The organism is Endozoicomonas sp. SESOKO2, assembly GCF_024606245.1.
GTDB lineage: Bacteria > Pseudomonadota > Gammaproteobacteria > Pseudomonadales > Endozoicomonadaceae > Endozoicomonas_A.
Genome location: NZ_JAHHPQ010000513.1, coordinates 1 through 18,264 on the forward strand (window position 1 = coordinate 1; position 18,264 = coordinate 18,264).

Genomic DNA, 18,264 nt, shown 5'->3' on the forward strand with positions numbered 1-18,264 from the left:
ACGGCGTAGATAAGTCTACATAATTACAGATTATGTTAGATTTTTAGTAGCGGCTTATGCCCATTTCCACGCTGGGATCCACAGGGCCTAAAAGCGTGGGAGCCAGGGTTTTGCGATACCCTGACACGGGCGGGGATATAAGGCAAAAAGGCCGCGCAAGTGCAGAGCGTTTCGGTTGCCTGTCTGTACATAGTTGGCTAAATTCACTACTGGTCTGTCACGACAAAGATTCACGGTAACGAAAACTAAGCACTGTTAAGCTCTTGAAGGATCAGACGAGCTTAAACCCATACCTAAGTGATCCGTTAAAGCAGCGATAAACCACACAAAAGACCAACAAATAATCAGGAGCACCCTGTTCCTGCTGATGGGGGCCTCTACTTAATTCCTCTTCGATGGGTACCCGCAATGAGCCCTCCAGTTCCGATAGTTATCCTCGCAATCGCACTCAGCCTGACCGCTATTAAGTCAGAGGCAAACCAGGGATACCCGGAATGGCAACCTCCCCAACTCATCAGCGAACAGGGAAATCTTAAAACACGATTCTGGTCAACGCCTAAACGCAAACAGCAGGAATCCTTGCGGACTGACAAGAAATGGGTTCGATTGACCTCCCAGCCATACCAGAATTTTGTGATTTGTGCTGACCGAGTGGCAAGCGAGACACCCGCCTTTATTACCCTCGCAGAAGATGGAAAGCAGACTTACTCTTACCAACTCACCATAACGGAGCCAGAAACGACACTGGAAATCCTGCACCCAAAAACATGCACCGTTGATAACAGTATCTACCCATACCATTTCCTTGACCTGCTGCATTCAGAGAAACCTTTCCTGGCTGTTGAAGGTAAACCCGAATACATACGACAAAACACTTCTACTAATAATGGTGGAGGGCTACCACCTTCCTTTTTACCCTCAGAAGGCACCATTCTTACCGAAGGTGGAGGCGGTTTCAGCTTTGATGACGATCAGCAGCACAAAAAACGACCGCCCTGGATTCCTTTCCAGACCAGTGACGCATACAGTCTAATGGTACTTCCCGCCCTGAGACTGCCTGAAGGACTGAGGGATTTTATTCCCGGAACCCGGCTTTATTACGATTTGTTAGATCAGCTTGGGTATAGCGAAGAGATCAATATCATACTGCGTACTGATGGCCACAAACCCGTCAGTATTCCTGTCCGTCGTGACGAATGTTCAGAGCTGGCGGAATATATGACCAGTGCCCCAGCGTTGCTGAACTGGCTGACATCAAAACTGAATGGGCGGGAACAATTGGTTGATTTGCTACTGGATGTGCAGACGCACTTTGATGGAAGCGATACAGCCAGTGAGAAGGAATTTCTTGAGGCTGTTGAGAAGCAACTGGCCTCTGTACTGGAACAGAATGACAGTGAATTTAATTTGCAATTTGAGCTGGACTGGCTGGAAAGCCTGACCCGGAAAGAACAAATTCATGACTCAGTTCCGGATATTGGTGTTATTTATGATGGGGGTGAAATCAGCAAATTGTTACATCAAGGGATGAATGGGCAGGGATCGATTCAGAAAAGGGGGAATACACCCTCTTCTACAGGGCAGCAGAGCAGTGATGCAGGGAGTTCAGGAAGGCAAGATAGAGTTAATAAAACGGGCTTCAGTTCTGAAGAAGAGGGTGGGCAAAGCGGGCAAGCCGATAAAGGAGATGGCTCTGTGAATAACGATCGTCAAAAAGACACTGCCCAAGACCAAGGAAATGAAACGGTCGACATTCTCTTTTTGGGGCCTTTCAGTACAGGCAAGACATCCCTGATAAATGCAATCTTGGGATACGAAAAGTTACAGAATATTCAGGACGCCCCTACACTCGAGGAGGATCCTGTTGTGACCGTATCACAAGTAAGGTTCCGGTCATTAATTGGAACTGGGCACGAAGACAACCCTACCTCTGAGTTTGTTATTCGAAATGCTAATTTTATCGGTAACCCAGACGTCATTGTTTTTGTGATGCAGCAAGATCTTTCAAGTGAGTCTAACTATGGACTATTGGACCAGCTGAAAAACAAGGTTTTTTAGGGAAAATAATTTTCGTAAGAAATAAGCTTGACGCATTGATTAAAATAGAAAAGGACAGTGAAGTACAAGGCTTAAAGACTGAATACAAAGCTAAAATAAATGCAAGGGTTAAATTTGAGGAAAAAATCACAAAGTACTATGCAGACAATTCAAAGCCTCCAAAGCTTGTTTTCACTCAAGCTGATACAATAATCACCTCAAATATAGATGCTTTAAATTCAGCTATTATTGAACAACTTGGTGGAAAAGAAACCTGTAAAGGGAAAATATATTCAAGGTTTTTGCGTAGCAGAATATATAATGATTCTTTTTTTAGAACAAAAGTAGATAAAGCATTAATGGAATCATTTAAAACTACTGAAGAGCCTTTGTCTGCTATTGCCAGAATATTGGATTTTGACATCAACGACCTTAAAAGAAATCGCACAAAAATTAGATAGTTTTTTTAATGGAATAAGCCTTGAAGAAAAGTGCGAGGAAATAAAAAGAGAATTTGGTGCTGAGCTAAGTACTATGACGACCACTGCATATAAGGATGTAGTCTTCTATTACTACACGCGAAACAAGTTTTTCCTCTGGCTATATGCAGTACCTAAATCATTTCTGCATATTTATTTTAGTGAAGGCTTTTATACATACATTAAGGAATATTATCACTCGAACTATAGGTCAGATAGAATGGAGCATGTAGATGAGGGTTATAAACCAATAACTGAATTTTTTGCTGAATTTGAGGACGATCACCCTCTAACAGGTAAGCAAGAAAAGGCTATTGAGGCAGTACATGAAATTTATGCACCTCTTCTTAGATGGCTGGAGGGTTACGTTTTGGGGCCTAAAGAGGGTGACATTGTGAGGCCTAAAAAGGATAAAAAGCCACAAACTCCCTCACAAACTCTCCTAGATGAAGCAAGTGAGAGTAGACCAAACATTGATCGTATTGTAGAAGCTCTTGAAAAAGGAGCTGATCCTTTCGCGAGAGAATATGGTAGCTACACAACTGCAACCCATAATCTGTTTAAGAAGCTTAGTGCGAAAGAGCTGAGAACTTTAAAAGAGCCTCTTAAAAATTCATTAATAAGGAAAAAGTTATATGGAGGAAACTATTCTTTTTCTCTACATCTTTTTGATAATAAAAATGAAGAAAAAAGCCACCTGTTGACGAGTTAATAGAACGTTCTGATCTTCCCGATAAAATTTATGAAATATACGCTATCAAAGGATATAGAGATTTGCATAATATGGTTGGTCTTGAAAATTTGAAAAAAGAGGTTCCGCGTACAATTAATTCTTTACTAGTGAGTCATTCCGTTCCAATATTCCATATAGCGTTATTGGGTAATCCAGGTACCGGAAAAACAGTAATGGCAAGAACTCTTGCACAAATATATTATGATCTTGGAATACTGGATAAACCTGACGTAGTTGAAAAACTACGTCAAGACCTCGTAGCAAAGTATATGGGTCAAACAGAAGATCGAACAAATGCGGCAATAAAAGAAGCAAAAGGAGGGGTTCTATTTATTGATGAAGCTTATAATTTGGCCTCTAAAGACCAAGGTTATGAATATGGATCAATAGTGATTAACACACTACTTCCAGAGCTTGAAAATCAAAGGGGAAGATTTCTTGTTATCGTTGCGGGTTATTCTAAAGAGATGCGCGATTTCATGAATCAAAACCCAGGCTTAGATAGTCGTTTCCCTGTGAGACTGGAGCTTGAAGATCCATCAATAAAAACCCTTATGCAGATTTTTCAAAATATGATTTTTAAAAAGAATAAAGAGCTGGCAAGCCATGACATTAAGGGTTCCATTGCAGAGCTATTGAAAAAGCAGCGCTATGAAAAAGGTAGGAAATTTGGAAACACGAGAGCTGTCAGGAATATAGTTGATCAAATAATTAAAAATCAAAATGATAGATTAGGAGAACGAAGAGGGTCTGCTTCTAGTATTTCGGAAGAAGACAGAAGGACGATCTTATTAGAGGATATCTCAAATATTGAAACACTCTAAATTCAGTCAAACTGCTTGGTAGGCTTAATATTAGGAAGCATTGTCGAGACTTGAAAAAACGTACAGTTTATTGACCGACACTCTCTACAGCTTGAAATAACTACCTGATTTACTCGAACGATTGCCCTGAGTGAGCTGGAGAGTCAAATATGAAAACCGAAATTTATTTTGGGTCATTTTGTGCAAGAAAATCAGCTGAGTGGCTTTATCTGGTAACCCAACAGGCAAAGCGACTCTTGCAGACCTTATCGGAAAACAAGCCCGTTAAAGCATCTACCGCCAACCTGGCTAAGAACCGGGCAAATCAAACAATCCTCAACTCCAGCTTTCTCCCCATCACCAGAGCGGCATTCGCCAGTGTTTTCAGGTTCAGGCTGGTGCTGTTGGGATCAAGAAGACGATCCAGTTGTGAACGGCTGGTGCCCAGGCGGCGGGCAAAGGTTGATTTGTTGACCTTCTCTGTTTCCAGGTACTCGCTGATTTGCCAGGCCAGGACTCGCTTTATAGCCTCTGCCTGGCATTCGGGCAGCAAGCCCTCTTCTTCCAGGAAGTCGTCGAAACTACTGCCAATATGGGGATTACTCATCACTTGCCTCCTTTTTGTTCCCTTAGCACGTCATCACGGCGTGTTTTTGCGAGCTTAAGATCGTTTGCCGGGGTTTTATCCGACTTTTTGATAAAGCCGTGCAGTAACACCATGTCAGCACCGGCTACTGTGAAGAGCACTCTGGCAATACGGGCATCCGATAGATGGATACGAACCTCCCAAAGCTTCGCATCCATTTTTCTTACCAGTGGCATACCGATAGGCCAGCCAATCTCAACCGTCTTAATGTCTTCACCCACCGTCCGGCGATCATCACGGGACAATGATTTCAGCCACTCCCGGACAGGCTCATTCCCTGAAGACGCAACAAAGAATCGAACGGCTATAATTTTCATTTCTTAATTGTACCAAAATTGGTACGTTTGGCAATTTACACTTTCGTCCTTGAGTCGAAGGGCCGCCTCTGGGTTATCATCGGAGATATAATCAATAATGGTCAAAAGGTCGTTACGAGCAGGGCCCAAGCACTCCAATTTATGCACGTTGTTTTTTCCTTTCGATCAAGGCTTGGGCTTCATCCATAACCTGGTTATGGGATAAAACATCTTCAGAGTTCAAGGCCTGCTTAACCTGCTCCCGGAACCAGGCATCATGCGCTTCAGGGTCACTGGTGAGGCCGACGGGCAGGCCACCTTCTTTGGTTATCCGGGTTTGCAGGATCCGAACCGCATCAGACAGGGTTAAGCCGAAGTTGGCCAGCTTTTCGGTTGCTTCTGTTTTTAATGCGGCATCTACACGGACGTGCAGCATTGATGTATGAGCCATAACAAATATCCTTTTTAAGTAATGTTTATTTCTATTCACTCGGACAATATTGCCACAGTCGTAAACGCTCAAAGTGCTTCATCCCCAACAGGCGGGATGGAATCCCATTCGGTAAATTCTTCCGGCATGGCGGCTGACAGATCGCACTGGGCCAGCAATTCATCCATTGAATAGCGTGGTCGGTTGAATTCACTGATAATAGAATTCTTCCCGGTTTTCATCTTCAATCCTCACTTTGTAATCCCATCTGGACATTCTGATCTTGATCAAATTGACGTCAGGTTAAGGTAGACCAAAATCTGGCAATATTATTGACTTAATCATAATTAATCACTATTTTTCAAAGTTGTTAATATCTGATTAAGAGAGGGATTATCATGGCTCAAACAGACACAAAGGTACTTACTGCCCATGTGCCATTACCTTTGGCCGAAAAAGTGGAACAGCTGGCAAAAAGACTTGAGCGATCAAGGGGATGGATTATCAAACAGGCTCTATCTGCCTGGATTGATCAGGAAGAGGAACGCGACAGGCTAACCCGGGAAGCACTGGCAGATGTAGACGCAAATGCTGTCATTGATCATCAGGCCGTGCAGGAGTGGGCAGAAAGTCTTGGAACTGAAACCCCCTTGCCGGTGCCGCGCTAATGGAAATAAAGTGGACGAGTAAAGCTCTTTCTGACTTGTCGCGGCTGTATGATTTTTTAGCTCTTGTGAATAAGCACGCAGCAGCTAAAACAGTTCAGTCTTTGACATCCAGTCCTGCCAGTCTTATAGAAAATCCAAGGCTTGGTGAAAGACTTGAAGCTTTTGACCCCAGAGAAGTCAGAAAGGTGCTGGTAGGGCCCTATGAAATGCGCTACGAAATCCAAAACTCAAACATTTATATTTTGAGGCTCTGGCATACCCGTGAAGATCGATAGTATTCCACGTCATAGGTACCCGAGAATCCGAGCGGTTCAATCTTGTTTGTTGAGCCACAAGGCCCGGCGTTTAAATCATAGCAGTGACTACTTAATATCCACGACCTTCAAATCCTGCTGTTTTTTCAGATCCAGATCGCGGTAGCGAATCCCGGATTTATCAAAGTCTACCGATGCAAAATCAATCTCTCGAATACGGCTGTTAAACATGGTTTTGTAATAGTATTTCAAGTCTTTGGTATCCATGGCTGTCGTCCACTGAGTGGAACCCAGAGTGTCGTCTTTGGGGAGTTCATCTCTGGCCAGTACTGCACCAGAAGGAATATCAAAATTGTTCAGGATGCGCAGTGCTTCCATTGCGGCGGCATAACCGTCTTTGAGTGGGCGTACTGAGTTTCTCAGTGCTGCAGCCCGAACAAATCGGGAAACGGGAGTGTAATCGCCAGGCAGGCCTATCATGCCCGAACCAGCACCGTGAGGGGCTAACTCCAGATCGCCTACTTTAATGCCCGGTTTCGCTTTAGCGGTAAGGCCGACGTAGTTTCTCAGGTTTTGCAGATGCCACGGAAATTCTGGACTGTTGGTCAACACGCCGACGGGGTTGTCATAAATACTTAGCTTGCCGCCATGGGTGTACTCCACCACAATTGATGCCCCTGAGCGATCTGTCATCATGAAATGAATCGGCGGCACGATATTGCCCAAGCCTTTTTCCTTCACGGGGGCAACATCTACTTTTGGAAGATTTTGCTTTACCTCTTTTATCGTAGACTGAGTAGTCAGTACCCAGTTGCTGATGTCTTGAGGGCCGATTGTGTTTGCTGCTTTGGCAGGGTCATAGGGTGGAAACTCGGCGACGCCGGGCAAGTACAGCACTGAAACCGCCAAGCCTCTTACGTTCATTCCATCGATAAGCGACGGTTTGTTCAGGCCATTGATACCAACAACTCCGTATTTGGTTTTCCACCTTAAGCCCGGTTTGCCATCGGGTGTGAGACCTGTAAAGGCAGTGTCTCGTGGTATCACCATAATTTTTGATTCCAGATCGAAGGTTCCCCACTCTTCAGTGCGAGCCTGGATGACCGCATGGTCCTCTGAAACCAGCGTAATGGCTGTACAGGCCAGAGCGATTGGAGTCTGAACAACGGTGATAAGAAGGATTGCGCTTAGAATAAAGGTTGTAACGACCGGTACTTTTAACGAAGGAATGTTCATGAAAAGTGCTCTTTGTGACGAGTCAGGCGCGAGGAAAGTATAGTCTCTTATTATGAGTTGGGCATGGCTAATCAGTTAAGGGTGTGCCTGCAGGTGAGGGTAAATAGCAAGAATTGATGAACGGTTGATCGGTGACGATTGTTAATTGGCAGGGGCTGCCCATGACCTAACTATTAATCAGGCAACCAACCTTCCTCCATGATTTGCTCATAACTCCATGGGCATTCAGGCGGGAAATCATTCGTTTTGCACTGCATATCGTTGGCGGCTAACTTCCTGGCATGTTTATAAGCCTTTAAAAAAATCTCATCCAGCTTATTGCTTAGCCCCGGGTTTTCTTCCAACTCCTGTTGAATGGCAATTCGTTGCTTGCCGATACTGATCGCCCAACTCCGATACCACTGATCCATGCCATGAAGATCATACTTTTTCGATTGCATTTGCCATTTAAGCGCATGGAGAAACAACTGCTCAAGAGAACTCTTTAAAGTCCGGTAACGAGCCTTGCCCATGTCTTCAACTTCTTCAAGCAGATTGTCGATGTCCAACTCGCTGAAACGGCCTTGTCTGATCAACTCGGCTTGTTGGTACGACCAGCTATAGAAATCAGTTTCGTACAAATCGCTCATTGAGGGTCTCCTCTGGTCAATGGTCAGTATACACAATCATCTCTTACCCGACCGCTACCTCTTGGCGATTATAAAACAAGCAATCATGCACCAAAAAAACACCTGTGGGGAAAGGAGGGACAAGTTGGCCTGCTTCAAGCTCAGCAGCAAAGTGGCGATATAAAAATCTACTATCTGAGCATGGTTAATGACATGAAAACTGGCGGCCCCAATCTTCCTGTAAATGGCCCAAGGGGCAGGCAGGATACACATCAAAATCCATCGATACCCTCCGGTAATACCCAACCCTCGAAGGTCAATATGGGCCCCCGGGACGTGTCTGTTCACAAAACGACCGGTGCTGCATTGGAAGGTTTGGAAGGTAAAGCAGGCCAGCACTCCCCTTATGTACCTATCCACAAACGGGATGTTGTCATTGAGAAAGTGAAGGGCAGCTTCTGGAACGCCCTCCTGCGAACCTTTTCCACTGCAGCGATGGGGTTCATCCGACTCGGAATGGGCGTCCTTGGCAACAAGGCCAACGACCAGTTAGATAGCAATAAAAAGTTTGCTGGGGAAAACAAAAAGAAACTGCAGACCTTTATGGCTGAGATGAAATCCATTCAGGTTAAACAGAATAAATTAAGACAAAAGCTTCCCCACCTGAAACCTGACGAGCAGCATCAATTTGCAGAACTCCAAAAAAGGTTTTTTGAATTAAGAGCTGAACTGAGCAGGCTGGAGCTAAACATTCAGGGGATCAATCAGACAGAGCCTCTCCTGGAAGCCTGGGATAAGACGATCAAGAAAGAGATGCAAGACTTCCTGGCGTTGATCAAAGAGCAAATGGGTCCCGGACTTAAACTGATACATGGGCTTCAACACGTTTTTAAAAAGTCCGAAAAAGGGCCGTCTGCTGGCAAGGTTTATCACCTCAATCTGGGAGATATGTCGACCAAACTATCGACCGGTGCTGAGCTGAAGGTGCAAAACGTTGGTGTGTTTATAGAGCAGTGTTCTTTGTCACCCACGGGTGAGCTGACACTGGATATTGCCGATATCAGGGCAGATGTATCGTCAATGGGTGCCAGTGGCGAGGTCGAGCCAATGACTTTATCCGGAGGCATCCGTATCAAAATGAAGCCTCCGGCCAGTGGCTACTTGCACAAGGCGTTGACCGGCAATATCGTGAAAGCTCCCATGCATCTTTATGGATTGCACAAAGCGCTGAAGCCTGTTTTTGATGGCATGTTCACAAACCCGCCTAAATCCAGGTTCAGTGATGTGGCTGAAGTGTCTGTTAAAAGCCTTCAGTTAGAGAAAAAAGATGGACAAACTATGGCGCTGCAAGACGCTCCGTTTGCTCACTCGCTGATTGATTTGGTGATCCCGCTAATGTCGGGAAGCTCCAAGCCTCCTCTTGCTGCATTGGAAGCTGAGAAGCAATGGAAGCATAAAGGATTGGAAGTGGTATGCGAAAATCTGGCCAAAGAAGAAAAAGAGCGAAATGACGATCTTGGTCAACTCCGGGAAGATATGAAACGCATGCCTGAGGGCGAAGCAAAAGACCGGTGTCAACAAATGGATCATCAAGCGGCCAGCGAGCTGGAAATGGTAGCGAAAGAGAAAGCAGTCAAAAGCCGCGAGTTAATGTTTAGCAAACAGGCAAGAGACGTTCAGCAAAAACGATTAAAAGATATTGAGTCGTACGTTGAGATGAACCGGGTGCTGATCGATCTGGTCTATGGGCTGGCGGCTGTGGCCAATGCCAACCCGGCAGGCTTACAAAAGCATTTTGATATTCCGGAAATGAATATTCCTGTATCAAATACCTGCTCTGTTGACTTGAATCAGCTCAAGATCAATGTATCTGATTTTTCTTTCAGTGAACGCGGTGTCGTGGAGCTGAGTATTCCGGAGATGGCCAGCGATATCACCGTTCAGAACGAAGCGACGGGAGAGAAAAGGTCGGTACCGGTCATCGCCAGAGGCGCAGCTATCAAAATTCGCCCACCCTATGGACCCCTGGTCAAGGAACTGTTGCAGCTGAAGTTTCCAGTGGACTCCAACACACTGGAAAAAGTCGTTATGCCGATTTATAGGGAGACGGCCAAAAAGAAGCACTCGGGGGGGGCTCAAATCTCTGATTATTTGGAGATTGATCTGGGTACGGTTTCCTGCCTGACCCGGCAGGGGGAGGTGACTTTCTCAGCGGAGAAAGATAGCCAGTACCAGCAGCGCAGCGAGGAGTTTGTAAAGAAAACCGGAGACCTGCTTTCGAATGATGTTGATGCAGTGGAGATGTCGTCAGCACTGGCGTCGGCAGGTTTAACCCAGGAGTCTCAGCAGAAAGTCTGGAAACTCTGTGAAGAGGGCGTTTTTGCTGATCCCGTTGTTTTTGCGCCAGAAAAACTGCAGCACCTGGTATTGCCGCTCTCTCAGAACGAATCGCAACAAGAGCCGCAGCAAGAGAGGGTGGATGAACCTGTTCAGGACGAAACTGGTGAAGGTTATAACAGCTCCACCTCTCTGGATTCATTGGAAGATGAACCGTCAGTATCACGGAGTTCATCGCTGCCGGAGGTAGAGGTACCCCTGAACAGGGAAGTGACTTCCCCTTTTTCAAAACCAAAATCACCAGAGAACTCAACCCCGAATGCTGAGGTCTCAAAACCTGATCCTGTCGTAACAACTTCAATGGATAGTACGTTTTCAATAGATAGTACGCTTTCAATAGATAGTGTGCCCACAGATGACACGCTTTCAATAGATAGTGTGCCGACAAATCCGGAACCTCCGCAGAATGTAATGGCACGATCTTCTGTTTTTGAGCCTGAACGGCTTCAGTCAACAACAGTTAACGCTCGAATAACCGACGCAGTCACACCACCTTCATCATCGTTACCTGAAAAGGTCGAAGCATCCAAAGTCGAAGCATCCAAAGTCGAAACACCCAAAGCCGAAGAAGCACCGGTCAGGAAGCCTTTATCCCAGGCCGTTGTCCAGCCTGCCACAGAAAAGTCACCAGAGGCATTAAAGTTCAATGACTTGAAAGACTGCGTAGGGGTAATTAATCCACAGTTCCGGACAAAAGATGGAAAAAGGATGGCTGATTTCGAAATGCGAATTGCTCCACAGAGCTTGATGAAAAAACTGTCCTTGTGGATGAGCTTCTTCCTCGGTAAGAAAGAGATGACCGTACAGGTGGTTCTGCCCATTGTCGGAAAAGGTTCGAGGCTGCAACTTCAGTCACCTTCTGTTCAATTGAAAAAGCAGGATTCTTACAACCCAGCCGTCTGGTTAGCGACTTTTGTGTTCAATCGCAGGCTCAGGAAGATGCAATACCAGTTGGAGCTGGACCAGGTTGAGCAGCAGAAGCGTCTAAGTCTCACTCAAAAGTCTCTGGACAGCCCAGCCTGAGGCCGGGAGTCTGTTTTCAACACACCCTCAACGGACATTCAGTGCTTCATCCCGGTAGCGCAAAAAGGGTTCCAGAAAAAATTCCAGCAGTCGGCGTCTACCGGTTTTTACCTCGGCAGAGACCATCATATCCACATGCAAAGGTTCATTCTGACCGTTAACATTGACAAATTGCTGGTTCAATCGGATGTATACCGGGTACATTAATCCCTGCTCGCCCAGGTTCCGTGCATCTTTGGAAACCAGCTCAACTACGCCTTGCAGATAGCCAAAAAATGTATATGGAAAAGTTTCTATTTTGATATCGGTCACCATCCCCACCTTCACAAAACCGATATCCTTGTTTTCCACCATGACTTCCGCCTGTAGCTGGGCATTGTCCGGAACCAACGACATCAAAGTGACCGCCGGCTGGATCACCGAGCCGTCACCCAGCACCGATAATTGTTGTATCGTGCCGTCTTCCGGTGCCCGGATATAACAATTCTGGTTGTGTTCCCTGGCTTTAATAATGCTGATCTCTAGTTCAGTAATCTTGTCACTGAACTCATTGAGTTTTTCCATGCGTTCATGCCGAAATGCTTTTTGTCTACTTTCTTTTTCGCTAACAAGGGCTGCCAACTCTGCCTTTGCTTCATTCTGGTGACTCTGTTGGACTTGCAGCTGCTGGCTGGTATCCAGCTGTTTTTCCCTGACGGCTAGCCACTCCAGTCGTGAAACAAGGCCTTTGTCCAATAATTGCCGAGTCGCTTTTTCATTTTCCAGATGCAGGGGGTTAAGCATTTGCAGTCGATCAATTTCGGCCTGAATCGCCATGATTTTTGCCCGGCGCTGACTGATTTGCTGCACTATGGATTGATTGCTGCTCTGATAATGCTGGTAGTCATAATCCAGTAACTGTTGCTGGCGAAACCACTGGTCAGGGCTTGGCTTTCCCGAGAGTGGTAGCTTAGCCTGGGTAATCCACTGCTGCAGGTTGGGAGGCGGAGCCAAAGGCGTTTCCGTTGCCGATTCAAGCAACAATTGCAATCGCCCGACATTGAGTTGGTTGTGCAGCAACATGGCTTCAATCTGGCGAATATCAGCTTCTGGTTCAGTGGGGTTTAGCTTGATCAGTAATTGGTTTTTATCAACATGCTCACCTTCTGTGACATAAAGGGTATCCACCCGGCCAGCAATCAGTGATTGTATTTCCTTGACCTTGCCCACTGGTATTATTCTGCCATTGGCAGTGACTTCGGTGTCAATAAAGCTGAACCAGCTCCAGAGCAAAACAAAAGTCAGCAGGGCACAAATTAGCAACATCAGGACATGAGCAAACGGTGACGGTGGTGATTCGAGAATTTCAACCGCTGCCGGCAGAAACTCCAGTTCATCTTTTTTGCGCCTGACCTGAGGATGCTTTTTCTCATGGTGCAGGCTGTCCTTGATCAGCGTGAATATGCGTCCCAATGGTTTAAACACGTTCTGCTACACCGATTTGTGAAGACCACAGCTGAGCATAGCGGCCACGCTGTTGAACCAGCTCGTTATGGCTGCCATCTTCTTCAATAACCCCTTTTTCGATCACCACAATCCGATCGCAATGACGGATAGTTGAGAGTCGATGGGCGATGATGATGACGGTGCGGCCTTTGCAGATAGCCCGCATGTTGTCCTGAATAATTTTTTCTGACTCATAATCCAGAGCTGATGTTGCTTCATCAAAAATCAGGATATTGGGCTGGGTGGCCAGTGCTCTGGCTATCGCCAGGCGCTGAAGCTGTCCGCCTGATAGCCCTATGCCGCGCTCACCCAGCTCAGAATTGTAGCCATGGGGCATTTCGATAATGAAATCATGGGCTCCGGCCAGTTGGGCTGCAGCGATGACTGATTCCATATCCAGGGTTGGATTCGCAAGAGCAATATTGTCCCGAATGGTGCCATTAAACAGCACGCTGTCCTGGAGGACGACACCGATCTGGCGTCGGATCCAGGCTGGGTTTAATAGTGAAAGGTTGGCACCATCAATATAAACCTTGCCACTTTCTGGTATAAAGAGCCGCTGGATCAGCTTGGTCAGCGTTGACTTGCCAGAGCCTGAACGGCCGGCAATGCCGATCACTTGTCCTGCAGGAATGTTCAGGTCTATGCGGTTCAGTACTGCGGGGCTCGAAGGGCTGTAGCGAAAAACAACATTTTCAAGCCTGATGGCTCCTTTCATTGCCGGTGGTGAAGATTGGCTTAAATGACTTTGGGGCTCGGTGGGGGCATTGATGATGTCACCGAGACGGGCGATAGCAATGCGAAATTGCTGAAAGTCTTGCCAGAGTTGGGCAAGCCTCAGGATGGGGGCAGAAATCTGCCCTGAAATCATATTGAAGGCGATCAATTCGCCTACCGTCATATGCCCATGAATGACCTCCAGAGATCCTTGCCACATCAACAGGGCGATGAACAGTTTGTTCACCAGCTGTACCGACTGACTGCCGTACATGCCCGTCACCACGGAACGGAAAGAGGCCTGGGCAAAACCGGCCAGCTGATGTTCCCAGCGCTGGCGCATCTGGGGTTCGATGGCCATGGATTTAAGGGTCTCTACCCCGGTCAGGGTTTCGGTCAGAAATGCCTGGTTAATGGCACTGCGGTGAAACAATTCTTCGGTTCTCTGGCGCAGGCGGGGAGTGATCAAAATAGAAATGATAATGTAGAATGGAATCGAGCTGACCACGATCCAGGCCAGCCGACTGGAATAGAAGAACATGACAGCTATAAACAACAAGCTGAAAAACAGATCAATGACCAGAGTGAGAGCACTGCTGGTCAGGAAATTACGCACATTTTCCAGCTCACGCACACGAGCCACAACCTGACCCACGGGTCGATTCTGGAAGAAAGCAACAGGAAGTTTCAGCAGGTGCCGGAATAACCAGGTACCTAATTCAACATCAACCCGGTTGGTGGTATGTGAAAAAACATAGGTTCTCAAGCCACCCAACATAACCTCAAACAGGGAAATGGCCAGCAGCGCGATAACCAGTACATTCAGAGTCATTTCCGCCCGGTGAACCAGCACTTTGTCCATCACCACCTGAAAAACAAGTGGCGTCAGCAGGGCAAATAGCTGTAAGAAAAACGAAGCAATCAATATGTCTCTGAACAGTTTTCGAAACTTGACAATAGCCGGTATAAACCAGTTGATATCGAAGTGCTGATTTTTGCCTGGCAGAATGCTTCGATCAGTCATTAAAATGGCCTGGCCACGCCAGTGACTCCAGAGGTCATCCAAAGAAATTGACTCTGGTCTCATTCCCTCCCGTTGAATCAATGCTTTGCCATCGCTGATGGCGGCTATAATGAAAAAATGCTCGTTTTTGTCTATGGCAATAAACGGACAGTGTATTTTAGCTAATCGCTGTCGCCTGATTCTAACTTGTCTGGCTCTCAGTTTCAGTTGTCTGGCGGCTCTGAGCATAGTCAGTGGGGTCAGGTCTTCTCCCTCTGGGCAGAACTCATGTTTGATGACACTCATGTCAATGGTTTTCTTCAGGTATTGCGTCATCAATAAAAAGCAAAACAAGCCACTCCCGGCAGATGGCTCGGTATCAGCATCTGTAGTGCCCATTGGCAATATCCTTGTTCTTGGTTCTGTTGCAAAAAAACGCTTCAACCTGAAGGTGCAGTTCGCTAATCCGTTACAGCTGTTTAGTTGAGTCTTGCATTGTAGACTTTCCCGGCGGTCCCGTTACAAATTTTTTGCATACCATAAAAACTGGTCTTTCAGGCACAGTGAGAAGTTTTTTAGAAGTTTTTTAGAAGTTTTTTTGTAAGCAGACCCTTGATTAAGCATGCTACCTTATATGGTCAGCTATTTTAGTTTAGTCGTGAGAGGTTCTCACTTTCGCGGAAATGACTGGAACGGTAAATTCTGCCTTACCGCCCGGGAAGTAATATTGATCATGAATACTGATATTTTACGTAAAGTTTCTGCCTGTTTTGAGGCTCTCGGGGGCTGTACTTGCTTTACCGTTATTTTTCTATTTTTTGGGATGCCTTCTTTCGGACTTGGACTGACATTGATTGACAATGTGTTGATGCACGAAACCTATCAGGTTGCAAATAAGACCCAATGGTTTGGTGCTCCTGCGGGCGTTGCATTATTTGCCCAAAAACACAATGTAACTGCGAATATGACAGTGGTTGTTTTAAACGACAGAGGGCTCTGTCTTGCATTCCATTGTTCAGAGGGTTCTGACCAGTGTGTTGTGCAAACGACGATCCAGATATCACCCAACTCAAGACAACACCGAAGCCTGGTTAAAAGAGAAAACTGCTTCTACGTGGCCAGTGATTCGGATAAAGAGGGAGGAAGTATTGGCAGCTTCATTTGGGAACAGGGGCAGCTGACCACAGGCCCTTTGGTGGCGTTTGCTGGTGTCTCGTCGCTTGGGGTGAGCCCTGATGGTAAATGGCTGGCGGCTTGCTCTCTACTCATGGGTGAGTTGCGGGTTTATCAGCAGGAAAAAAACTGTCAAACGGGATCATTCCAACGCTTTGGTGGACAAAGTCACTATCTTTTTCGCCAGGGCTGCTCCTCTGCCAGTTTCAGTAAAGACAGCAAGCAATTGTGTGTCAGTTGGACGTTTGACAACCAAATAGCCTGCTTTGAGCAATCGGCTGGAGATTGGCGGCCTGTAACGGTACTGACACCGGCTATTGATGAGGTGGTTATTGATCAACCCGTTGGGGCTACCTTCGCAGATGCACACTTGTTGGTTATCCATAGAGGTGGAGAGTTAGTTTTATGCCCTCCCAAGATGGTTAATCAAACCACTGGCACGGGTCCTGCTCACTATTCCTACCAAGCTCTTGGTTGTCGGTTGTATTCCCATCAATGTCAAACCGCTACCGGGCAGCAGGCCATGACCCAACAGGTTTGTTCATTCAATCCGTGTGAGAATGCCATGTTTCCACCGAATGGGGAGGGAGTGGAGGATACCATCGAGTCAAGCTGGCCAGACCTGGGAAAACTGGATGAAATCCGACAGTACTACAGCAATACCTTTTTGATTGCTGGCGAGCGGGGCTTGCACGTTGTTCAGTTTGACAATGGTAGCATCTGTTATCAAACAACTCTGGCCAGCCCCCATGGAAGTGCGGATTGGCCGGGAAACCGAATTACGTTTGACTTCAGTGGTGACCAGCTAGTGGTCGGTAGTCGCTTTAATCATTCCGTCCATCTCCTGAAGATTCATCAAGCGGGTGGTCGGCCCCTTGGTTCGTTTTCACCATTGCGGGTTGCTTCGATGATGTCGCTAGTGACCACGTTGTTTAACGCTGTTGCTATTTTGCGATGCTGGTGACTCACTTTTTGTTTGCAAAATGATGATGGCCTGTTATCCGTTTTTGAAGGGGGTCGGAATACCCCTGTATGTCGGACCCTCAGGTTTTTCTACGCCTTAAATTACCGAAAAATTACAACAAATGGAGATACAACGTGATTGACAGTAACCTTTGGCGCTGCCCTGGTGGCACTCATCCACGACGATCAGGTCAAAGAAGTCGGGCGAGAATTGCCTGAAGATGTAATGCTCTTCTTTCTTGCCCGTCACCGCCTGGTAAAGCACCCGGCAAAGGCATCTGTGCTTTGGTAATTCATTTTGATTCCCTTCTGTTAATTGCCTACATTGGTAGGCCAATGGAGGTATTTTATGGAAAACTTGTACGACACTGATTTCTACACATGGTCCTACCAACAAGCTGAGCTTATCAGGCAAGGCCGTTTTGATGAACTGGACATTGACAACCTGGTTGAGGAAGTTGAGGACATGGGTAGAGCCCGTTACCGTTCTGTAGATAGCCGTTTGTCTCAATTACTCATGCACGCTCTTAAATGGCAGATGCAGGTTGGAAAAAATGATCTGCATGAGATGGATCGTTGGTTCCGAAGTTGGTCAACCAGTATTGCCAAGCAGCGGGACGCCATAGAGAAAGAGCTTCAGGAAAATCCTGCTCTCAATAGCAAATTGACTGAGATTTTTCCGAAGGCTTATGATTATGCCCGAAAGCTGGCCGCCAGAGAGATGCTGTGCAAACCCGACGCTTTCCCGACTGAATGCCCATGGACCTACGAACAAGTCATGACAGAAGACTGGCTGCCGGAGGCGGACCATGACTGATTTATACAAATTCTGTTTCGACTTCCATAGTCGCCAGATGGTCTGGAAGGCGGTGTAGGTTTTGCCGGTACCAGAGGCCATGACCAGCAGGATACGATCCTGGCCCTTGGCGATGGCCTCAATGGTCCGTTTGATGGCGTTGGCCTGATAGTAGCGCGGACGTTTGCCGTCCTTGTTGATATAGAAGGGGCGCTGATGCTTTTACGAACGGAGTATCAAGATGGTCGGCGTATTCCAGTGCCTGTTGCCGACCTGCTCCCACACTGTGGTTATTATCTTTGGCTTCAATGACGGCGATTGGCAGGCCGTCCCGTTAGAAGAGCAGTTAGTCAGCCCGCCTTTCTCCCCTCCCCCGGCTGTGGAGTGTGCCTTTGACGGTTATACGACCAACGGCAAAGGTAACTTCTTCGCGAATTTGCGTGTGTATGTTCCAGCCGGATTTCTCTAGCAGCCTGTCGGACTTAAGCGTCCGTAGCGAGGATTGCAAGAAATTGAG

The 18,264-nt window shown here is 46.6% G+C and carries 17 protein-coding genes and 2 pseudogenes; 9 read left to right on the forward strand and 10 right to left on the reverse strand.

The window, feature by feature from the left end; all coding sequences use genetic code 11:
• Positions 1–408: 408 nt before the first annotated feature.
• From KDK17_RS12290 to KDK17_RS12305, 4 genes are all read left to right on the forward strand, one after another.
• Positions 409–2,058, forward strand: a complete 1,650-nt coding sequence (locus tag KDK17_RS12290) for a GTPase domain-containing protein (protein ID WP_257275102.1) — start codon at positions 409–411, stop codon at positions 2,056–2,058.
• Between the two features lie 35 nt (positions 2,059–2,093).
• On the forward strand, positions 2,094–2,498 hold the full coding sequence (locus tag KDK17_RS12295) for a hypothetical protein (protein WP_257275101.1): 405 nt from the start codon (positions 2,094–2,096) through the stop codon (positions 2,496–2,498).
• Entirely contained in the window at positions 2,455–3,228 is a 774-nt protein-coding gene (locus KDK17_RS12300; protein WP_257275099.1) for a hypothetical protein, read from the forward strand. Before KDK17_RS12295 ends, KDK17_RS12300 begins: the two co-directional genes overlap by 44 nt.
• A gap of 71 nt (positions 3,229–3,299) precedes the next feature.
• Complete coding sequence (locus KDK17_RS12305) at positions 3,300–4,073, forward strand: AAA family ATPase (protein ID WP_257288187.1); 774 nt, start codon at positions 3,300–3,302, stop codon at positions 4,071–4,073.
• A gap of 304 nt (positions 4,074–4,377) precedes the next feature.
• Here the strand turns inward: KDK17_RS12305 and KDK17_RS12310 are convergent, their stop codons facing one another.
• The 4 genes from KDK17_RS12310 to KDK17_RS12325 all read right to left on the reverse strand — a co-directional run bounded on the left by KDK17_RS12310 (position 4,378) and on the right by KDK17_RS12325 (position 5,666).
• Positions 4,378–4,659, reverse strand: a complete 282-nt coding sequence (locus tag KDK17_RS12310) for a helix-turn-helix domain-containing protein (protein WP_257275095.1) — start codon at positions 4,657–4,659, stop codon at positions 4,378–4,380.
• On the reverse strand, positions 4,659–5,015 hold the full coding sequence (locus KDK17_RS12315) for a type II toxin-antitoxin system RelE/ParE family toxin (protein WP_257275094.1): 357 nt from the start codon (positions 5,013–5,015) through the stop codon (positions 4,659–4,661). Before KDK17_RS12315 ends, KDK17_RS12310 begins: the two co-directional genes overlap by 1 nt.
• 139 nt (positions 5,016–5,154) lie before the next feature.
• Positions 5,155–5,445: a type II toxin-antitoxin system RelB/DinJ family antitoxin gene (locus KDK17_RS12320; RefSeq protein ID WP_257275093.1), complete on the reverse strand. Its 291-nt coding sequence runs from the start codon at positions 5,443–5,445 to the stop codon at positions 5,155–5,157.
• Positions 5,446–5,513: 68 nt separating this feature from the next.
• On the reverse strand, positions 5,514–5,666 hold the full coding sequence (locus KDK17_RS12325; protein ID WP_257275091.1) for a hypothetical protein: 153 nt from the start codon (positions 5,664–5,666) through the stop codon (positions 5,514–5,516).
• A gap of 156 nt (positions 5,667–5,822) precedes the next feature.
• On the opposite strand from KDK17_RS12325, the gene KDK17_RS12330 reads away from it, so the two are divergent.
• Together KDK17_RS12330 and KDK17_RS12335 are read left to right on the forward strand one after the other, a co-directional pair.
• The gene (locus KDK17_RS12330; RefSeq protein WP_257275089.1) at positions 5,823–6,092 is read left to right on the forward strand and encodes a CopG family ribbon-helix-helix protein; all 270 of its coding nucleotides are present in this window, start codon (positions 5,823–5,825) and stop codon (positions 6,090–6,092) included.
• Complete coding sequence (locus KDK17_RS12335; protein ID WP_257275087.1) at positions 6,092–6,367, forward strand: type II toxin-antitoxin system RelE/ParE family toxin; 276 nt, start codon at positions 6,092–6,094, stop codon at positions 6,365–6,367. The genes KDK17_RS12330 and KDK17_RS12335 overlap by 1 nt, the downstream gene beginning before the upstream one ends.
• A gap of 87 nt (positions 6,368–6,454) precedes the next feature.
• On the opposite strand, the gene KDK17_RS12340 is transcribed toward KDK17_RS12335, so the two are convergent.
• Positions 6,455–7,582, reverse strand: coding sequence for a choloylglycine hydrolase family protein (locus KDK17_RS12340; protein ID WP_257288188.1), 1,128 nt, complete (start codon positions 7,580–7,582; stop codon positions 6,455–6,457).
• 173 nt (positions 7,583–7,755) lie between these two features.
• On the reverse strand, positions 7,756–8,211 hold the full coding sequence (locus KDK17_RS12345; protein WP_257288189.1) for a DUF29 domain-containing protein: 456 nt from the start codon (positions 8,209–8,211) through the stop codon (positions 7,756–7,758).
• 192 nt (positions 8,212–8,403) lie between these two features.
• On the opposite strand from KDK17_RS12345, the gene KDK17_RS12350 reads away from it, so the two are divergent.
• Positions 8,404–11,610 (forward strand): hypothetical protein, encoded by a 3,207-nt coding sequence (locus KDK17_RS12350; RefSeq protein WP_257288190.1) that lies wholly within the window; start codon positions 8,404–8,406, stop codon positions 11,608–11,610.
• A 27-nt stretch (positions 11,611–11,637) separates the two neighbouring features.
• Here KDK17_RS12350 and KDK17_RS12355 read toward each other — a convergent pair whose 3' ends face one another.
• A complete protein-coding gene (locus KDK17_RS12355; RefSeq protein ID WP_257275081.1) occupies positions 11,638–13,074 on the reverse strand; it encodes an HlyD family type I secretion periplasmic adaptor subunit in 1,437 nt (478 codons plus the stop codon).
• Positions 13,067–15,214: a type I secretion system permease/ATPase gene (locus tag KDK17_RS12360; RefSeq protein ID WP_257275080.1), complete on the reverse strand. Its 2,148-nt coding sequence runs from the start codon at positions 15,212–15,214 to the stop codon at positions 13,067–13,069. Before KDK17_RS12360 ends, KDK17_RS12355 begins: the two co-directional genes overlap by 8 nt.
• A gap of 334 nt (positions 15,215–15,548) precedes the next feature.
• Here KDK17_RS12360 and KDK17_RS12365 point away from each other — a divergent pair, with 334 nt between their 5' ends.
• Entirely contained in the window at positions 15,549–16,952 is a 1,404-nt protein-coding gene (locus KDK17_RS12365) for a WD40 repeat domain-containing protein (protein ID WP_257280700.1), read from the forward strand.
• A gap of 153 nt (positions 16,953–17,105) precedes the next feature.
• On the opposite strand, the pseudogene KDK17_RS19570 reads toward KDK17_RS12365, so the two are convergent.
• Positions 17,106–17,216: pseudogene (locus KDK17_RS19570) on the reverse strand (hypothetical protein); the annotation flags it as partial.
• 84 nt (positions 17,217–17,300) lie between these two features.
• On the opposite strand from KDK17_RS19570, the gene KDK17_RS12375 reads away from it, so the two are divergent.
• Positions 17,301–17,768, forward strand: coding sequence for a DUF29 domain-containing protein (locus KDK17_RS12375; RefSeq protein ID WP_257275067.1), 468 nt, complete (start codon positions 17,301–17,303; stop codon positions 17,766–17,768).
• A gap of 12 nt (positions 17,769–17,780) precedes the next feature.
• Here the strand turns inward: KDK17_RS12375 and KDK17_RS19575 are convergent.
• Positions 17,781–18,219: pseudogene (locus tag KDK17_RS19575) on the reverse strand (DEAD/DEAH box helicase family protein); the annotation flags it as partial.
• Between the last annotated feature and the right edge of the window lie 45 nt (positions 18,220–18,264).